Source organism: Paenibacillus sp. JT22N12, assembly GCF_056269365.1.
This window is the reverse complement of sequence record NZ_JBWDNU010000004.1, coordinates 1-15,850: the sequence shown is the minus strand read 5'-3', so window position 1 is coordinate 15,850 and position 15,850 is coordinate 1. Positions and strand designations below refer to the sequence as shown.

The window sequence follows — 15,850 nt, the reverse complement described above, 5'->3', positions numbered from 1 at the left end:
ATACCATAGCGCGGCCTATCCATACACGAAAGAAATGTGGCAAAATCGCGGACTGCCCGCACTGACGACTAACCGCTTCCAATAAAAAGGCGATTAATAGGAGTGGGGAGCACACGCGATTCAGGGGTAGGTGCTGCCGGAATAAGGCAGTCATATATAGAGCAATTCGCGATCAGCCAGAAGAAAGAGCCCTTCTATTATCCCGCAAAAAGCGCTGTTTGCCAAAAGCTACACGCCCGCGTTTTTGAACAAGGTGCTGATCGAGCCGCCCTGCGTAATGATACGGGTTGCTTCTGCAAGCATTGGCGCAACCGACAGCAATGTGAACCGGTCGGAGCGATTGTCAGGCAGAGCGATGGAATCCGTCACGATGACTTCTTTAATATTGGGATGATCCAATCTCTGGAGGGCAGGCCCGGAGAATAACGGATGCGTAGCGCATACGTATACATCTTCTGCACCGCGTTCCTTGAGGCTTTCCACAACATTGACGATCGTCGTTCCGGTATCAATCAAATCCTCAATAATAATCGGCGTCTGACCTTCAACATCCCCGATAACATGGGTAATGATGGATTCATTATGCGTGGGACGTTTCTTGATCATAATCGCAAAAGGCGAATCCAGATAATTAGCCAGCTTCTCAGCGGTGGAGGCCCGTCCGGCATCAGGCGATACGACAACCGGATTCTTGATATCCTTGCCCTTCAGATAGTCACTGATCAGGTCAAGCGCAGTCAGATGGTCAACCGGGATATTGAAGAAGCCCTGGATGGCCGGCGCATGCAGATCGATGGTGATAACGCGATTGGCCCCGACGGTCGTCAAAACATCCGCAAGCATTTTGGCCGAAATCGGTTCACGCGGTGCGGCTTTCCGCTCCTGGCGCGCATAACCGTAATAAGGCACGATGATGTTGACGGTACGCGCGGAAGCGCGTTTGGCAGCATCGATCATGACAAGCAATTCGACAAAATGATCATTGATAGGATGAGAAAAAGACTGCACGATGAAGACGTCGCAATTGCGAATCGTTTCTTCATAATGGACATAGATCTCGCCGCTTTTGAAACGGGACAATTTGACTTTACCGAGGTGCAGACCAAGCTCCTCGCTGATCCGTTCGGTAAGCTTCGGGTTCGAGGAACCCGAGAAAATACGCAGCTTGTCGCTAAACATGATACCCTCCTGAGCGATTAAACTACTGAATTTGCATCTGCCTGATGCATCATTCATTCATACGTTTCTGTAGTTCGACAAGTTTCATTATACATGGAAACGGCAATAATTCAAAAACAAGAAGAAACTTCCCGCCGTTTTGTTGCGGCGGATCAGTTTCTTCCCTCAGACCGTATAGATATTAATTTCTTATATTTGGATCATATGCCGTTTTCGGCCATCAAAGGTCGCTAATTGCGTAATTCCGCACTCTTTCAGCAACGCCCGCGCATCGTCCAAATATTGGCCAAGCCGCTCCGGCTGATGGGCATCGGAGCCAAGCGTAATGGGGATTCCCAAATCGCAGGCCCGCTCAAGCATCCGGCGGCTCGGAAACATCTCTGCCGCGGGTGTCCGAAGGCCAGATGCATTCAGCTCAATCGCAACATCATAGCGCTTGACGGCCTCCAAAGCAGCATCCTCAAGATGATTGACACTGCTATCCGGCTGATAGCCGAAGCGCTTGATAACATCGATATGCCCGATATAGTCATACAGCCTGGAGGCCGCGGCTTTGCCGATGGCGTCATAATACTGCTCGTATACGGCAAGGCGGTCACGGCCTTCCCAGCCTTGTGTCTGGCGGAAATCGGTAATATCCCAAGTGCCCAGAAAGTGGACCGAGCCAATCACATAATCCCATGGATAAGCAGTCGTTATGGCTTCAATCTGTTCTTCCCAGCCTTCGATATAGTCGCCTTCGAGGCCAATGCGAAGATCAATTTGACCTTTATATTTGGATTTCAGCTCGAAGCATTCCTCCACATAACGCGGCAGCTCATCCATCGGCATCGCCATCTCCGGCAAATAGGTCGCCGGGTCGACGTGAATTAACGGCATGTGGTCGGAAAGCCCAAGCTGGTCCAGCCCGATCTCGATCCCCTTGCGCACGTATTCCTCCAGCGTACCGACGGCATGTCCGCATCTTTCATGGTGGGTATGGTAGTCAATCCGCATAAAGAGGTTCACCGCCTTCTTTAGTCTTGAATGCTGCAGCCGCCCGCCTAGAAAATGTTACGAGGATTGCTTCGATTTATTGTGACGGTGCCCCAGCTCTCTCATAACATCATCCAGCGGCATGCCGCGTTCGCGCAGCAGCACCATCAAGTGAAATATAAGATCGCTGGTCTCACAGCGCAGCTCGTCATTATCTTTATTTTTGGCCGCGATGATCACTTCCGCCGTTTCCTCGCCGACCTTCTTCAGAATCTTGTCGACGCCCTTCTCGAAGAGATAAGTCGTATAGGCCCCTTCCGGACGCTCCGCGTAACGCTGAGCAATAACGGCCTCCAGCTGGTTCAGCATGGCAAAACGGTCACCGGTCGGTTCCACTTCGCTTGCCTCAGCCCCGGAAATTCCCTCCACTTCATTATAGAAGCAGCTGTAACGACCGGTATGGCAAGCCACGCCTTTTTGTTCCACTCGGACAAGAAGCGTATCACCGTCACAATCGTAATGCATCGAGACAATGCGCTGGATATGCCCGCTCGTTGCCCCTTTGTGCCAGAGCTTACCGCGTGAGCGGCTCCAGAACCAGGTTTCTCCCGACTCCGCTGATTTTGCCAGCGACTCCCGGTTCATGTAGGCCATCATCAGCACTTCCTTGCTGATGGCATCCTGTATGATTGCCGGCACCAGGCCGTCATCATTCCACTTGATTTGTTCCGCTGCCGCCTCTATTCCCTTATTGCTGCTGCTCATCGAACTTCGACTCCTTTTTGCCGCAAATCGTCCTTCACATCGCGGATCGTCATCTCTTTGTAATGAAAAATAGTTGCCGCCAGCCCAGCATCGGCGTGTCCCTGCTCAAACACATCATAGAAATGCTCCACCCGGCCTGCGCCCCCGGAGGCGATGATCGGAATGCCCAGCGTATCTGACACGGCCTGCGTCAGCTTAAGGTCAAATCCATCCTTCGTGCCGTCCGCATCCATACTCGTCAGAAGAATTTCTCCCGCGCCGAGCAGCTCAACCTCCTTTGCCCAGGCCAAAGCCTTCATCCCGGTTGCATTTCGTCCGCCATGCGTATAGACTTCCCATTCTCCCCATTCCGGATTGAATTTGGCATCTATCGCTACAACAATGCATTGAGAACCGAATTTACGCGCACCATCCTTGACGAGGGCGGGGTTTTTGACAGCCGCAGTATTAATGCCAATTTTATCAGCTCCTGCGCGAAGCAGACGTTTCATATCGTCAACATGGGCAATTCCGCCGCCAACCGTGAATGGAATGGTAATTTCACCAGCTGTTCGCTTGACCACTTCCACCATCGTTGCCCGTCCTTCATAAGAGGCCGAGATATCAAGAAATATCAGCTCGTCGGCCCCCTCTTTATCGTAGGTCGCCGCAAGCTCTACAGGGTCCCCAGCATCGCGCAAATTGACGAAATTGACCCCCTTAACCACCCTGCCATCCTTCACGTCCAAGCAGGGGATAATCCGTTTAGCCAACATACGCCATCCCCCTTTATGTGTACCGATTTGAACTATCGCTGATTAAGCCATCATTAAGCTTGCATTCATTATAATTACACTTCTTGACAGCAAGCTTGTATAATTTTCCCTCCGGCAAGAATGTTCAGAACCCGAACTTCCGCTCCTTTAAAGCCTGCCGGCTCCATGAATCCATCCGCTATAACCGTTTACTGGCGGACCGCCTGACGGGACGCAGTCAACGCAAGAAAATTACCCAGCAGCTGCATGCCCAGATCGCCGCTCTTCTCCGGGTGGAACTGCATTCCGTACACATTGTCGCGTCCCACAATGGCGGTCACCGGCTGATGATAATCAGTCGTGGCAAGCAGATCCTCCGCCTGCTCTGGTCTGACATGGAAGGAATGCACGAAGTAGACATGCCCCTCCTCCAACCCGCCGAGCAGCGGACTCTCCCGATGAAACGTCAGCTTGTTCCAGCCCATATGCGGAACCTTATAGTCCCCCTGAAAACGAACGACCTTCCCAGGCAGCAAACCGAGCCCTTGATGCTGGCCGTATTCTTCGCTTTCGGTGAACAAGAGCTGCATGCCCAGGCAAATACCTAGCAGAGGCTTGCCAGAAGCCGCATAGAACTTGACGACATCCTCAAGCTTCGTATTCTGCAAATTCTGCATGGCATCGCCAAAAGCCCCGACGCCCGGCAAAATCGCACCATCCGCCTCCATTATCTCTTTCATGTCCGCCGTGACCAGCGCCTCATAGCCAAGACGCTCCACCGCTTTGCTGACGCTGTGCAAATTGCCCATGCCGTAATCGATGACAGCAATCATCTACAGCACTCCTTTCGTTGAAGGGACTCCTTGCACCCGTGGATCAATGCTTGCTGCTTCATCAAGCGCACGGCCAAGCGCCTTGAAAACAGCTTCAATCATATGGTGGGTATTCACGCCGTAATGAACAATAACATGCAGGGTCATCCTCGCTTCAAGGGCCAGCTTCCACAGAAACTCATGGACCAGCTCCACCTGAAAACTCCCGACCTGGGGGGAAGGATACTGAGCCCGATATTCAAAATGCGGACGGTTGCTCAGATCAATGACCACCTGCGCCAATGCTTCGTCCATAGGAACGAATACAGAGGCGTAACGCTTGATGCCCCGTTTATCGCCCAATGCTTCCTGAATGGTTTGGCCAAGACATATGCCGATGTCCTCCACTGTATGATGATCATCAATATCGACATCGCCGCGCGCCTCGACATTCAAATCAAAGTGGCCGTGCTTCGTAAACAGATCCAGCATATGATTCAGAAACGGCACATCCGTTTCGATCTTTGCCAGTCCGCTGCCATCAACAGCAAACGCCAGCTTAATATCCGTTTCGTTCGTTTTCCGCGCCACATCGGCTGCGCGCATGACATGATCCGCCATAAGAGATGCCCTTCTTTCGCTCTCGAGGATAATAATTACATATATGCTTTACTTCCTTGTACATCCAATACCACAGCTGCTTATTCCCGTTCCTGCTCCAGACGGATCTCAATGGCTCTGGCGTGCGCTTCCAGACCTTCATGCCGCGCAAGCGTCATAATTTTATCCGCATTGGCCAGCAGCGCGTCCTTACTGTAATAAATCAGGCTCGACTTCTTGACAAAATCGTCTACGTTCACAGGCGATGAGAATCTTGCCGTCCCGTTGGTGGGCAGAATATGATTCGGTCCCGCAAAATAATCACCGACCGGCTCCGAGCTGTAGGGGCCAAGGAAAATCGCCCCGGCATTCTCGATGCGGCCAAGCAGCGCCATCGGCTCCGCCACCATAATCTCCAAATGCTCCGGCGCCATCCGGTTGATTACCGCAATCGCTTCGGCGATAGAGTCCGCCAGCAGCACCGCTCCGTGGCTGTCGATTGATTGCCGGGCAATGCTTTGCCGAGGCAGACTTGCCAATTGGCGCTCAACCTCTGCGGAAACAGCCTCTGCCAATGTCCGGGAGGTCGTGACCAGAATGGCGGATGCCATCTCATCATGCTCGGCCTGCGAAAGCAGGTCGGCTGCCACGTAAGCAGGGTTGGCCGTATCATCGGCCAATACGACGATCTCGCTGGGTCCGGCGATGCTGTCGATATCTACAGCGCCGAAGACGGCCCGCTTGGCCAGCGCCACATAGATATTGCCTGGCCCGCATATTTTGTCCACAGGCTGAATACTTGCCGTTCCGTAAGCAAGCGCGGCTATGGCCTGCGCCCCGCCGACGCGGTACATTTCCTTGACGCCAGCCTCGGCAGCCGCTACCAGAATATAAGGATCGATGCCCGATTTGCCGCCGGTTGCCGGGGGCGTCACCATCACAATCTCCGGTACGCCAGCCACCTGAGCGGGTATGACATTCATAAGCACGGAGGAAGGATATGCGGCCTTCCCGCCAGGGACGTATACCCCTACCCGCCGCAGGGGACGCAGGAGCTGTCCCAGCATCGTACCATCGGGCTGAACATCCATCCACGATTGGCGCACCTGCTTCTCATGGAAGGAACGGATATTCACGGCCGCTTGCCGAATGGCCGTCAAGAATGCCTCGTCCACAAGGTCGTACGCCGCATGAATTTCTGCTTCCGTCACACGAAGCGACTGCGCGTGCAGCCTGACACGGTCATGCTCCTCCGTATAGCGCAGCAATGCCGCATCTCCCTCAGTCCGGACAGCCTCCACGATTTGCCGGACAGTCTCGTTCTGCTCCGGTGTCCCGTACTCCACCTCGCGGGTTAAACCATACTGCTCCGCACGCAGCATACGCATGACGCATCGCTCCCTTCATTATACTGTCACCTAAACTTTGCAGCGTCTCTTAAGTCCCAATTGCCGCAGGCTGACTCCAATGCCAAACTCATCCGAAATGCCTGGATTCTCCAGCCAACGGGTCTGTGGGGACGGCAATCGTTAGGACTACATCAAGCTTCCGCTTTGGCCGCAATCGTCTGCTGCAGTTTGTCGCACAAGCTCTGGATCGCATCATTCTTCATACGGTAGCTGACGCGATTGGCAATCAGCCTGCTTGTAATGCCGAAGATCGTTTCCATCTCGATAAGACCGTTCTCACGCAGCGTCTGGCCGGTCTCAACCATATCGACAATCCGGTCGGCAAGACCGATCAGCGGCGCCAGCTCGATGGAGCCGTTCAGCTTGATCACTTCGACCTGCTGCCCGCGCTCGCGGAAATATTGCGAGGCAACACTTGGATATTTCGTGGCTACACGCGGATGAATAACCGGCTTCCAATCCGGCAATCCGATAACCGACATGCGGCATTTGGCAATGCCCAGATCGAGCAGCTCATAAACATCCTTGTTTTCCTCCATCAGCACATCCTTGCCTACAATGCCGATGTCCGCCACACCGTATTCCACATAAGTCGGCACATCAACCGGTTTGGCCATAATAAAAGACATGCCCACCTCCGGCATCTCGATAATCAGCCGCCTCGTATCGTCAAAATCGCTGGGAATGGGAAGACCGGCCTCACGGAAAAGCTTCGACGCCTGCTTGTATATACGCCCCTTTGGCATGGCTACCTTTAACAGCTCTCCACCAGAGGAGGTTCCTTCGGTCAGGCTCGATGCTCCATTCCACAATCCATCCTGCAAGCTCATCACGCGCGACCCCCTCTTCCGAAAAATGTCAGCAGCCTTGAGAACGTTATACCCTTATACACGATCTCCTGCTTGCTCCCAGCATCAGCGGCTGCGGCAGCAGCCTTCTGAGCGTTCTGATCCATCTTCTCTGTGACAATCACTGCCAAACCTTCCTCACGCAGACGCTGGGCTTCCAGAAGCGCCTGCTGCCTTCCTGCCGCATCATAACCGATTAATATCCGCTTTGCAGGCCCTGTCGCTGTACCGTCACCGATTAACTCCAGAATGCGCGTCGTCTTCAGCGCAAATCCCGTTGCTGGAGCAGGTCTGCCAAACTGCTGCAGCAGATTGTCATAACGGCCTCCGCTTGCTACCGGTGAACCCAGATCAGCAGCATAGCCCTCGAAGGTCATGCCGGTATAATATTTAAAATCCCCGATCATCGTTAAATCAATGAGCACATGCTCGCAAACACCGTAAGCCTCGAGCACATCCCATATCTCACGCAGATGATGAATCGATGCCCGAGCTGTCTCGTTGGCGCCAAGCTGCAGTGCCTGTTCGCATATCTCCTGACCGCCGCGCAGCCTCAGAATGCCTTCAAGCTCCTTCTGCACCGGCTCAGCCAGCGACAGTGCGTGCAGCCGTTCACGGTAACCGACATAATCGCGCCCCAGCAGGCAGGCCTTCAGCTCTTCCTGGGCTTCTTCCCGTCCTTGGAGCGTTTCCTCGAACAAGCCGTTCAGGAAGCCTACATGACCAATCGCGATCTTGAACCGGTCAACTCCCGCCGCTTTTAAAGAAGCGATGGCAAGCGCCACAACTTCCGCATCGGCATCCGCCGAAGCGTCACCTACGAGTTCCACTCCAGTTTGGAAAAATTCCGCTTCGCGCCCCGCTTCTTCCTCGATTGCCCGGAACACATTCGAGTGATAGGATAAACGAAGAGGAAACTCGGATTCCTTAAGCAGGGAAGCAACGACCCTGGCGATCGGCGCCGTCATATCGGAACGCAGGACAAGCGTCGTTCCCCGGTTATTCAGCAGCTTGAACAGCTTCTGATCCGAGGTAGAGCTTGCCACGCCCACCGTATCGTAGTATTCCATGGTTGGCGTCATGATCTGCTCATAGCCCCATGCGCCCATACAGGCGAGCACCTGGTTTTCAATTTGCCGCAGTCTGGATACAGCATGCGGCAGGTAATCTTTAACCCCGATCGGCTTCTCAAAACCTTTTGGTTTGGACATGTATATTCACCCACATACGCTTTAGTTTATTAACGTGCTACCAAGTTACCATGCTGCCAAAATAAAGTGATTAGACGTAATGATATCACGCTCATTTCCATTCGTCAAGAACTCGAATGGGCGCCTCCTCCAACAAAAAAACGACCTTCAGATTGGAAAGGCCGTTTTTTTCGAATGCCATAACCTTTACTCCGTCGGTTTAATTACCCTTAAAGGATTGCCGCCTACAAAAGCTCCGGCAGCTACATCTTTATGCACCACCGAGCCTGCAGCCACCACAGCGCCATCTCCAATGCTCACCCCTGGCAGTATCGTGGTGTTTGCGCCGATCAGGACATCTGAGCCGATAACCACATCACCCAGACGATATTCCCGGATCAAATACTCATGTGTCAAAATCGTGGTGTTGTACCCGATAATCGTATTATCCCCGACTTTAATCCGTTCTGGAAAAAAAACATCAACCATCACCATAAGCGCAAAGGCCGTATCGTGCCCGACCTTCATACCCAGTATGTGCCTGTAGATCCAATTTTTCATGGGCAGAGACGGACAATATCGCGTTATCTGTATACATATGAAATTACGCACAGCCTTGAACCGGCTGACTGTATGATACATTTGCCATAAGGCATTCGGCCCTTCAACCGGATAGCGCTCCACGTTCCTCAATTCGACTACAGCTCCAATCCGACGAGCGCGTAGAGATCGCGCATATCATGAATGATGTGACGCGCCCCGCTTTCCGTCAGCATGGCCTCGCCTTTGAGCGACCAGGCAACCCCAACAGAGATGACTCCGGCAGCTTCGGCAGATTGAATATCCACAATACTGTCACCAACCATCATCGTTGTTTCCGGCTGCGCGCCCAAAGCTTCCATTGCCATGAGGACAGGCTCTGGATGAGGCTTGGGATGCGTCACGTCATCAATCGTAACAATCGCATGAGGCTGAATGTAATCATACAGGCCTGTGTAACGAAGACCCCGCTCTGTCGTCAGCCTCATTTTGGTTGTGACGATTCCAATCTGAACACCTGCTTCATGCAGCCTGGCCAATACCTCGTTTACCCCTGGAAATGATTTCACATACTCATCATGCATCCTCAAATTGATCTCACGGTAAGCTGCAATAAGATGAGATACCTCTTCCAGCCCTGAAAATAACTGCATCTGGTCCTGCAGTGGCTGCCCCATACTCGGAATGATATGCTCTCTTCCGAATTGTTGCGGTACGATATCACGCAGCGCGTGCAGAAAAGAATGAATAATCAATTCATTCGTATCCAAAATGGTTCCGTCAAGGTCAAACAAAATGGTTCGTATTTTTAAAGTCATGATCAGCCGTTACCCCTTTATGCCTTCATCCTTGTGCTCCGGTGTATCTTTGCGGTCGGGTTCACGCGGTTCGATTATCGTTTGCTCAGCAATATCCGGAGCTGCTGCTTCTGCATTGGGATCAACGCCGGGTTTTACCCCCGCTGGCAGACCCGTACGACGGTTGATAATAGGATCCGCATACCGCTCGGATGCGGCTCCCGTAACACGACGGATGATAATGATCGCGATCGCAGCGATAATTAACAAAACAGCCAGCAGCTGGGAGATACGGACATCACCATAGGCGGCGTCCAGATTGCCAGGCTCAAACGCAACGGTCATCGGTGACCACAAACCATTCATAATTGAGACCAGCCAAGCCGGTCCGTCAAAAGCCAAGCTGTCCGTTCTCAGTCCTTCAATAAAGAAGCGCCCGATGGAATACCAGATGAAATACGTCATGAGCATCTCCCCGGCCCGCATAAATGCGCGGCGGCGCAGCACGAACAGCAGAATAATCCCAATCAGATTCCATAAGGATTCATACAGGAAGGTCGGATGATGGAAAACACCGCCTACATTCATTTGATTGACGATCCAATTGGGAAGATGGAGCGTGTCGCGCAGAAAACTTTCGTCAACAGGTCCGCCGTAGGCTTCCTGATTGACAAAATTGCCCCAGCGGCCAATAATTTGTCCGGCAATCAGAGAGGGGGCGCAAATATCCATAATCCGCCAAGGGTTGTAGCCCTTGTAGCGGAAGTAGAGGATACCGCATATCATGGCTCCAATTAAGGCACCATAGATGGCAATACCGCCATTCCATATTTTAAACACGTCCAGGAAATTGTCCTTGTACTCGTCCCACTTGAAGGCGACAAAATAAATCCGCGCCCCAATAATCGCAGAGGGAACACCGAGTAAAAGCAGATCCATAAAGAAATCCGGCGACAACCCGTACCTCTTTCCTTCCTGAACAGCCAGCAGCAGGCCGACAAGCGCCGCCGTGCCCAGAATGATACCGTACCAATGAACACTAATCGGCCCCAATGAAAAAGCGATTGGATTTAAAAGCAATTCATACATCCACAACGGCTCCTTTTATCAATCAAAATCATCCGAATCGTCAGCAATGGTTTCGGTCAGCTTGTTCGTAAACTGAAGCGCCGCGTTATAGCCCATACGCTTGAGCCTGAAGTTCATCGCGGCCACTTCGATAATAACCGCCAAGTTGCGCCCCGGCCTCACCGGAACGGTTACAAGCGGGACATCGGTATCGATAATGCGCGTCGTCTCTTCATCCAGGCCCAGACGGTCATACTGTTTGTCCGGCTGCCAGTTCTCCAGCTTAATGACCACACTGATCCGCTTCATCGTACGAATCGCACCGGCACCGAACAAGGTCATCACATTAATAATTCCAAGTCCCCTAATCTCCAGTAAATACCGGATCAGCTCTGGAGCACTTCCGTGGAGCTGTCCATCCGATGTCTGTCTGATTTCCACAGCGTCATCCGCAACAAGGCGATGGCTGCGTTTGACCAGTTCCAGCGCTGTTTCGCTTTTGCCAATGCCGCTGCCCCCGGTGATCAGTATGCCAACTCCATATACGTCAACCAGAACACCATGAATCGTAGCTGATGGCGCAAGCTTGCGTTCCAGGAAGTTTGTAATGCGGCCAATAAGAATGGTTGTCGCAACATGACTTCTCAGTACAGGAATTTGTTTTGCATTTGACTGTTGAATGAGTTCAAGCGGCGCTTCAAGGCCTCGTGTTATGATAAAACAAGGCGTCTCATCATCACAAAGCCGCTCTATCCGGTCCATCCGCTCTTCATTGCTGAGCGTATCCATGAACGCAAGCTCCGTTTTACCCAGAATTTGCACCCGTTCCTTTGGGTAATAATGAAAATAACCAGCCATCTCCAAGCCTGGTCTCGACAAATCATCGACCGTTATGCTGCGGCGCAGACCATCTTCCCCACTGACAATTTCAAGCTGAAATTGTTGGACAAGCTCCGACACCTTAACTTTTTTAGCCATTGTCCGGCCTCCCTAATCGCTTCCCTTGCATCTGCAATTGCTATGTACATTTCCAATGTAATCATCGTATAGGAAATAAGCGCTGAAATCAACGTCTCCCATGATCTTCGAGACATTTTAGTCTGTTTCGTCAATTTCAAACCAGCGCTTCGGTCATTATCGGCCTTGATCAGGCAGGCTATTTCCGCATCTGGCATGATTTAATCACAGCTCCCATCATGCGCTGCTGCCCAGCCGGAGACAAACAAAAAACAACCGCCCCTCACAGGACGGTTGTTCGAAAGGCTAAACGCCTTGTCTTATACTTCAAACAGGTTCAATTCAGTTTCTTTATCAAACACATGAACTTTGTTCATATCAAGCGCAAGCTTCACGTTCATGCCTTCTTTCAAGCCTGAACGACCATCTACGCGAGCGATAATGGTGTCTTTACCAATTCCGTTCAGGTACAGGTACATTTCATGACCCAAGTTCTCGGAAACCTCGATATGAGCGTTTACGATGGAATTTGGCGATGCTTCCAGGAATACCGGCTCTTCATGGATATCTTCCGGACGAATACCAAGAATGATATCTTTACCAATGAAGTTTTTGTCGCGCAGCAATTTGGCTTTGCCTTCCGGAATGATAACATCAACACCCGTTGTTTTGAAAAGAACGGCTCCGTTTTGCTCTGTCAGCGCGCCTGTGATGAAGTTCATCGAAGGAGCTCCCATGAAACCGGCCACAAACAGGTTTACAGGGTTGTTATACAAGCCTTCTGGCGAATCCGCTTGCTGAATGATACCGTCTTTCATAACAACGATACGGTCACCCATCGTCATTGCTTCGATTTGGTCATGTGTTACATAGATGCAAGTGGTTTCAAGACGTTTAACCAGTTTGCTGATTTCCGCGCGCATTTGGCCACGAAGTTTAGCATCCAAGTTGGAAAGCGGCTCATCCATCAAGAAGACTTGCGGTTCACGAACGATTGCACGGCCGAGCGCGACACGTTGACGTTGTCCACCGGACAATGCTTTTGGTTTACGCTCAAGCAGATGCTCGATATCAAGAATTTTAGCGGCTTCACGAACACGTTTCTCAATATCCGCTTTTTTGAATTTACGAAGTTTAAGGCCGAAGGCCATGTTTTGATATACGTTCATATGTGGGTACAAAGCGTAAGATTGGAATACCATCGCGATATCGCGGTCTTTAGGAGCGACATCGTTTACAAGACGTTCGCCGATAAACAATTTACCTTCGGAAATCTCTTCCAGGCCAGCGATCATACGAAGCGTGGTCGATTTACCGCAACCGGACGGACCTACAAGAATAAGAAACTCCTTGTCTTTAATGTCAAGGTTAAAGTCCTTAACCGAAGCAAGATCAGTACCAGCGTATTTTTTGTAAATATGTTCTAAGCGTACACCTGCCATTTGTATTTCCCCCTAAACGGATATTGTTCATCACTACTATATACATCTTATATCAGCACAGGCTATATGACTATGCACATACTTTACAAAAAACTCACTTTCTTTTCGTCACTTTGTACAATAGTAATATGATTTTCACCAATACCGCATCCCGGAACAAACGCACATCCAGTTCTGTTTCCTGTTTCAGCTTGTCCAACCGGTAAAGCAGTGTGTTTCGATGGATATATAGTTTTTTTGCCGTTTCGCTGACATTGCAGTCCAGGGAGAAGAACGTTTCCAACGTTGTCAAAATCTCCGTCTCCAGAAAAAAATCGGTCCGCTTTAGCGCCTGTTCCACAAACTTGGCCCGTTGAGCCTCAGGAATTGTATTCAGCAGTCTTTCCAAATGCAGAAGCCATGGCAGATGAATATTCGAGCCCACATGGAACGCTCGGCCCAGATGAACAGTCTCACGCAGCAGCGCAGTCGTGGCCACTATCGAATTAGCCGGAGATATTGGCGGTGCAACCGCCAGGTGACATTCCCCCAGCCATTCGCTGGCCAGCATCTCATGCAGCCCGGATGCAATCGGTTCCAGGCTTTCTTCGACCGATTCCTCCGCTTCCTCGTCACGCTCCTCTGACTGCGCATCGCGAATCAGCGAGATAGGTCCCAGTACCAGCCATTCCTGTTCCTTTAAAGGTATCAACATCATATCCTCGGCCAAAAACGTGCGCAGCAGCTTCTCCAGATCAATATAGCTTGTCCTGCCGACATCTACCTGTTCCGACACGAGAAGGAAAGGAATCATATTAGAGAACAACCGGCCTCTTGCCATTAGTCTGTCGGGTATCGATACTTGGGATTCGCTGGTTTCCAGCTGCTCCACAATCCAGGCACCCAGCTCACGCGCATAACGCTCCGACTCCGTAACGCCTTCGAAATTTTTCACGTTTGAGGAACGAATCTGCGTTAATGTCCATCCAATCAGCTTCATTTCCTTATCCGAGAGCTTTGCGCGTTCTACTTCAATATAATCGACATACTCGGAATCACTGCCAAGGGCAAACCATAAAGGCCCTTTGGAAACAACCATATAATCTCCAGGAGTAACCGCACCGGCTGAACAAAAAAAACTCAGAGCGCTTTCACTTTCATCGACATGCGCTTTCCATTGCTGCACAGGCAGCTGGAGTTGGCGCACTGGGCAATCGAGTATCGTTTGCAACTGCTCGATCCATTTTGCTTCACTCATCGGCTGGCCCCTATCCGTAGAACGCTCACTGCGTCCTTTTTTTAGAATATAAGAAAGTATAGATTTCAGCCTATACGTTGCTTATATTTTTTGAAGGAAGAAACTTGCTGTGCAGCCAAAAGACGGTGACAGCCGTTTCTTCTTGAAATCCAAAATATAGTTGCGTCAAAGCTATAAACAACTACGGATAACAAAACATAAGACAGCTTGCTTCTGCGTCATTGTATCATACATCCCAAAGGATTTCAGCTCCATGCATAGCTGATGGCGCCTAACAAAAAAATCCATGGACTTCTTGTCCATGGATTCTGATATATGCTAGTCATCATCAAAAGTGTAGAAATGGTGAGCCATGAAGGACTCGAACCTTCGACACCCTGATTAAAAGTCAGGTGCTCTACCAACTGAGCTAATGGCTCTTGCAGAATAAGGAATGGTGGAGGGCGATGGGTTCGAACCACCGAACTCGTAAGAGAGCAGATTTACAGTCTGCCGCGTTTAGCCACTTCGCTAGCCCTCCACGTTATAAAAATCAGGCAACTTCGCCTTGAAAAAATGGTGGCTCGGGACGGAATCGAACCGCCGACACGAGGATTTTCAGTCCTCTGCTCTACCGACTGAGCTACCGAGCCACGTTTATTTTGGGTTCCCTAAAAGTAAAAACAAGCTCTTTACATTATTGGGATGAATGGCGGAGCTGACGGGATTCGAACCCGCGGTCTCCTGCGTGACAGGCAGGCATGTTGGGCCACTACACCACAGCTCCGTATGTAGACATTCATGGTGGAGGCTGACGGGATCGAACCGCCGACCCTCTGCTTGTAAGGCAGATGCTCTCCCAGCTGAGCTAAGCCTCCATAATAGGTGTGGTAGCGGCGGAGGGAGTCGAACCCACGACCTCACGGGTATGAACCGTACGCTCTAGCCAGCTGAGCTACACCGCCACACAAAATGCCCCAAAACTGCTTGTCCTTTACAACGACTGGGGCCAGCCTGCAAAGTCAGGATCTCGACAAATTAAAAAAATGTCGTGTGCGTAAAAAATGGGAATGAGCCGCACTTGTCGGCTGATCATCCATCATTACACCCTGAAAACTGGATACGAACGTTTGCGAAACGTTTAGCGGCTTGATTTTCCTCCAGCCCTACGGCTGACGGGTGGAACAAGACTTCTCTTGTTCCGGTGTAGGATAAGCCCTCGACCGATTAGTATTCGTCAGCTGCACATCTTGCGATGCTTCCACCTCGAACCTATCAACCTGGTCGTCTACCAGGGGTCTTACGAATTGGGAAATCT

At 51.1% G+C, this 15,850-nt stretch carries 15 protein-coding genes, 6 tRNA genes and 1 rRNA gene; all 22 read right to left on the bottom strand.

Going from position 1 to position 15,850, the window contains the following annotated elements:
- Positions 1-228: 228 nt before the first annotated feature.
- Positions 229-1,179, bottom strand: a complete 951-nt coding sequence (locus AC0YOA_RS15770) for a ribose-phosphate diphosphokinase (protein WP_210045088.1) — start codon at positions 1,177-1,179, stop codon at positions 229-231.
- 189 nt (positions 1,180-1,368) lie between these two features.
- A complete protein-coding gene (hisJ, locus tag AC0YOA_RS15765; protein ID WP_475787408.1) occupies positions 1,369-2,175 on the bottom strand; it encodes a histidinol-phosphatase HisJ in 807 nt (268 codons plus the stop codon).
- A gap of 57 nt (positions 2,176-2,232) precedes the next feature.
- Positions 2,233-2,919, bottom strand: a complete 687-nt coding sequence (hisIE, locus tag AC0YOA_RS15760) for a bifunctional phosphoribosyl-AMP cyclohydrolase/phosphoribosyl-ATP diphosphatase HisIE (RefSeq protein WP_475787407.1) — start codon at positions 2,917-2,919, stop codon at positions 2,233-2,235.
- Positions 2,916-3,674 carry an imidazole glycerol phosphate synthase subunit HisF gene (gene hisF, locus AC0YOA_RS15755; protein ID WP_210045091.1) on the bottom strand — a complete coding sequence of 253 codons (759 nt, stop codon included), beginning with the start codon at positions 3,672-3,674 and terminating at the stop codon, positions 2,916-2,918. The genes hisIE and hisF overlap by 4 nt, the downstream gene beginning before the upstream one ends.
- A 188-nt stretch (positions 3,675-3,862) precedes the next feature.
- Positions 3,863-4,486 carry an imidazole glycerol phosphate synthase subunit HisH gene (hisH, locus tag AC0YOA_RS15750; RefSeq protein WP_475787406.1) on the bottom strand — a complete coding sequence of 208 codons (624 nt, stop codon included), beginning with the start codon at positions 4,484-4,486 and terminating at the stop codon, positions 3,863-3,865.
- Positions 4,487-5,086, bottom strand: coding sequence for an imidazoleglycerol-phosphate dehydratase HisB (gene hisB / locus AC0YOA_RS15745; protein ID WP_475787405.1), 600 nt, complete (start codon positions 5,084-5,086; stop codon positions 4,487-4,489).
- An 80-nt stretch (positions 5,087-5,166) separates the two neighbouring features.
- Positions 5,167-6,453: a histidinol dehydrogenase gene (gene hisD, locus AC0YOA_RS15740; protein ID WP_475787404.1), complete on the bottom strand. Its 1,287-nt coding sequence runs from the start codon at positions 6,451-6,453 to the stop codon at positions 5,167-5,169.
- A gap of 152 nt (positions 6,454-6,605) precedes the next feature.
- Positions 6,606-7,220, bottom strand: coding sequence for an ATP phosphoribosyltransferase (gene hisG, locus AC0YOA_RS15735; RefSeq protein WP_210045111.1), 615 nt, complete (start codon positions 7,218-7,220; stop codon positions 6,606-6,608).
- An 83-nt stretch (positions 7,221-7,303) separates the two neighbouring features.
- Complete coding sequence (locus AC0YOA_RS15730) at positions 7,304-8,533, bottom strand: ATP phosphoribosyltransferase regulatory subunit (RefSeq protein WP_475787403.1); 1,230 nt, start codon at positions 8,531-8,533, stop codon at positions 7,304-7,306.
- Between the two features lie 186 nt (positions 8,534-8,719).
- A complete protein-coding gene (locus AC0YOA_RS15725) occupies positions 8,720-9,205 on the bottom strand; it encodes an acyltransferase (protein ID WP_475787402.1) in 486 nt (161 codons plus the stop codon).
- 5 nt (positions 9,206-9,210) lie between these two features.
- Entirely contained in the window at positions 9,211-9,870 is a 660-nt protein-coding gene (gene ppaX, locus AC0YOA_RS15720; protein WP_475787401.1) for a pyrophosphatase PpaX, read from the bottom strand.
- Positions 9,871-9,879: 9 nt separating this feature from the next.
- Entirely contained in the window at positions 9,880-10,938 is a 1,059-nt protein-coding gene (gene lgt, locus AC0YOA_RS15715; RefSeq protein WP_475787400.1) for a prolipoprotein diacylglyceryl transferase, read from the bottom strand.
- Between the two features lie 18 nt (positions 10,939-10,956).
- Positions 10,957-11,895 carry an HPr(Ser) kinase/phosphatase gene (hprK, locus tag AC0YOA_RS15710; protein WP_210045099.1) on the bottom strand — a complete coding sequence of 313 codons (939 nt, stop codon included), beginning with the start codon at positions 11,893-11,895 and terminating at the stop codon, positions 10,957-10,959.
- A gap of 299 nt (positions 11,896-12,194) precedes the next feature.
- Positions 12,195-13,316: an ABC transporter ATP-binding protein gene (locus AC0YOA_RS15705; protein WP_475787399.1), complete on the bottom strand. Its 1,122-nt coding sequence runs from the start codon at positions 13,314-13,316 to the stop codon at positions 12,195-12,197.
- A gap of 94 nt (positions 13,317-13,410) precedes the next feature.
- The gene (locus AC0YOA_RS15700) at positions 13,411-14,553 is read right to left on the bottom strand and encodes a PucR family transcriptional regulator (RefSeq protein ID WP_210045101.1); all 1,143 of its coding nucleotides are present in this window, start codon (positions 14,551-14,553) and stop codon (positions 13,411-13,413) included.
- Between the two features lie 343 nt (positions 14,554-14,896).
- Positions 14,897-14,972: transfer RNA gene (locus tag AC0YOA_RS15695), tRNA-Lys, on the bottom strand.
- 15 nt (positions 14,973-14,987) lie between these two features.
- Positions 14,988-15,073: transfer RNA gene (locus tag AC0YOA_RS15690), tRNA-Tyr, on the bottom strand.
- A 36-nt stretch (positions 15,074-15,109) separates the two neighbouring features.
- Positions 15,110-15,185 (bottom strand) — tRNA-Phe (locus AC0YOA_RS15685).
- Positions 15,186-15,242: 57 nt separating this feature from the next.
- Positions 15,243-15,319: transfer RNA gene (locus AC0YOA_RS15680), tRNA-Asp, on the bottom strand.
- A 15-nt stretch (positions 15,320-15,334) separates the two neighbouring features.
- A tRNA-Val gene (locus tag AC0YOA_RS15675) sits at positions 15,335-15,410 on the bottom strand.
- Positions 15,411-15,420: 10 nt separating this feature from the next.
- A tRNA-Met gene (locus AC0YOA_RS15670) sits at positions 15,421-15,497 on the bottom strand.
- A 242-nt stretch (positions 15,498-15,739) separates the two neighbouring features.
- Positions 15,740-15,850 (bottom strand): 23S ribosomal RNA (locus tag AC0YOA_RS15665); the annotation flags it as partial.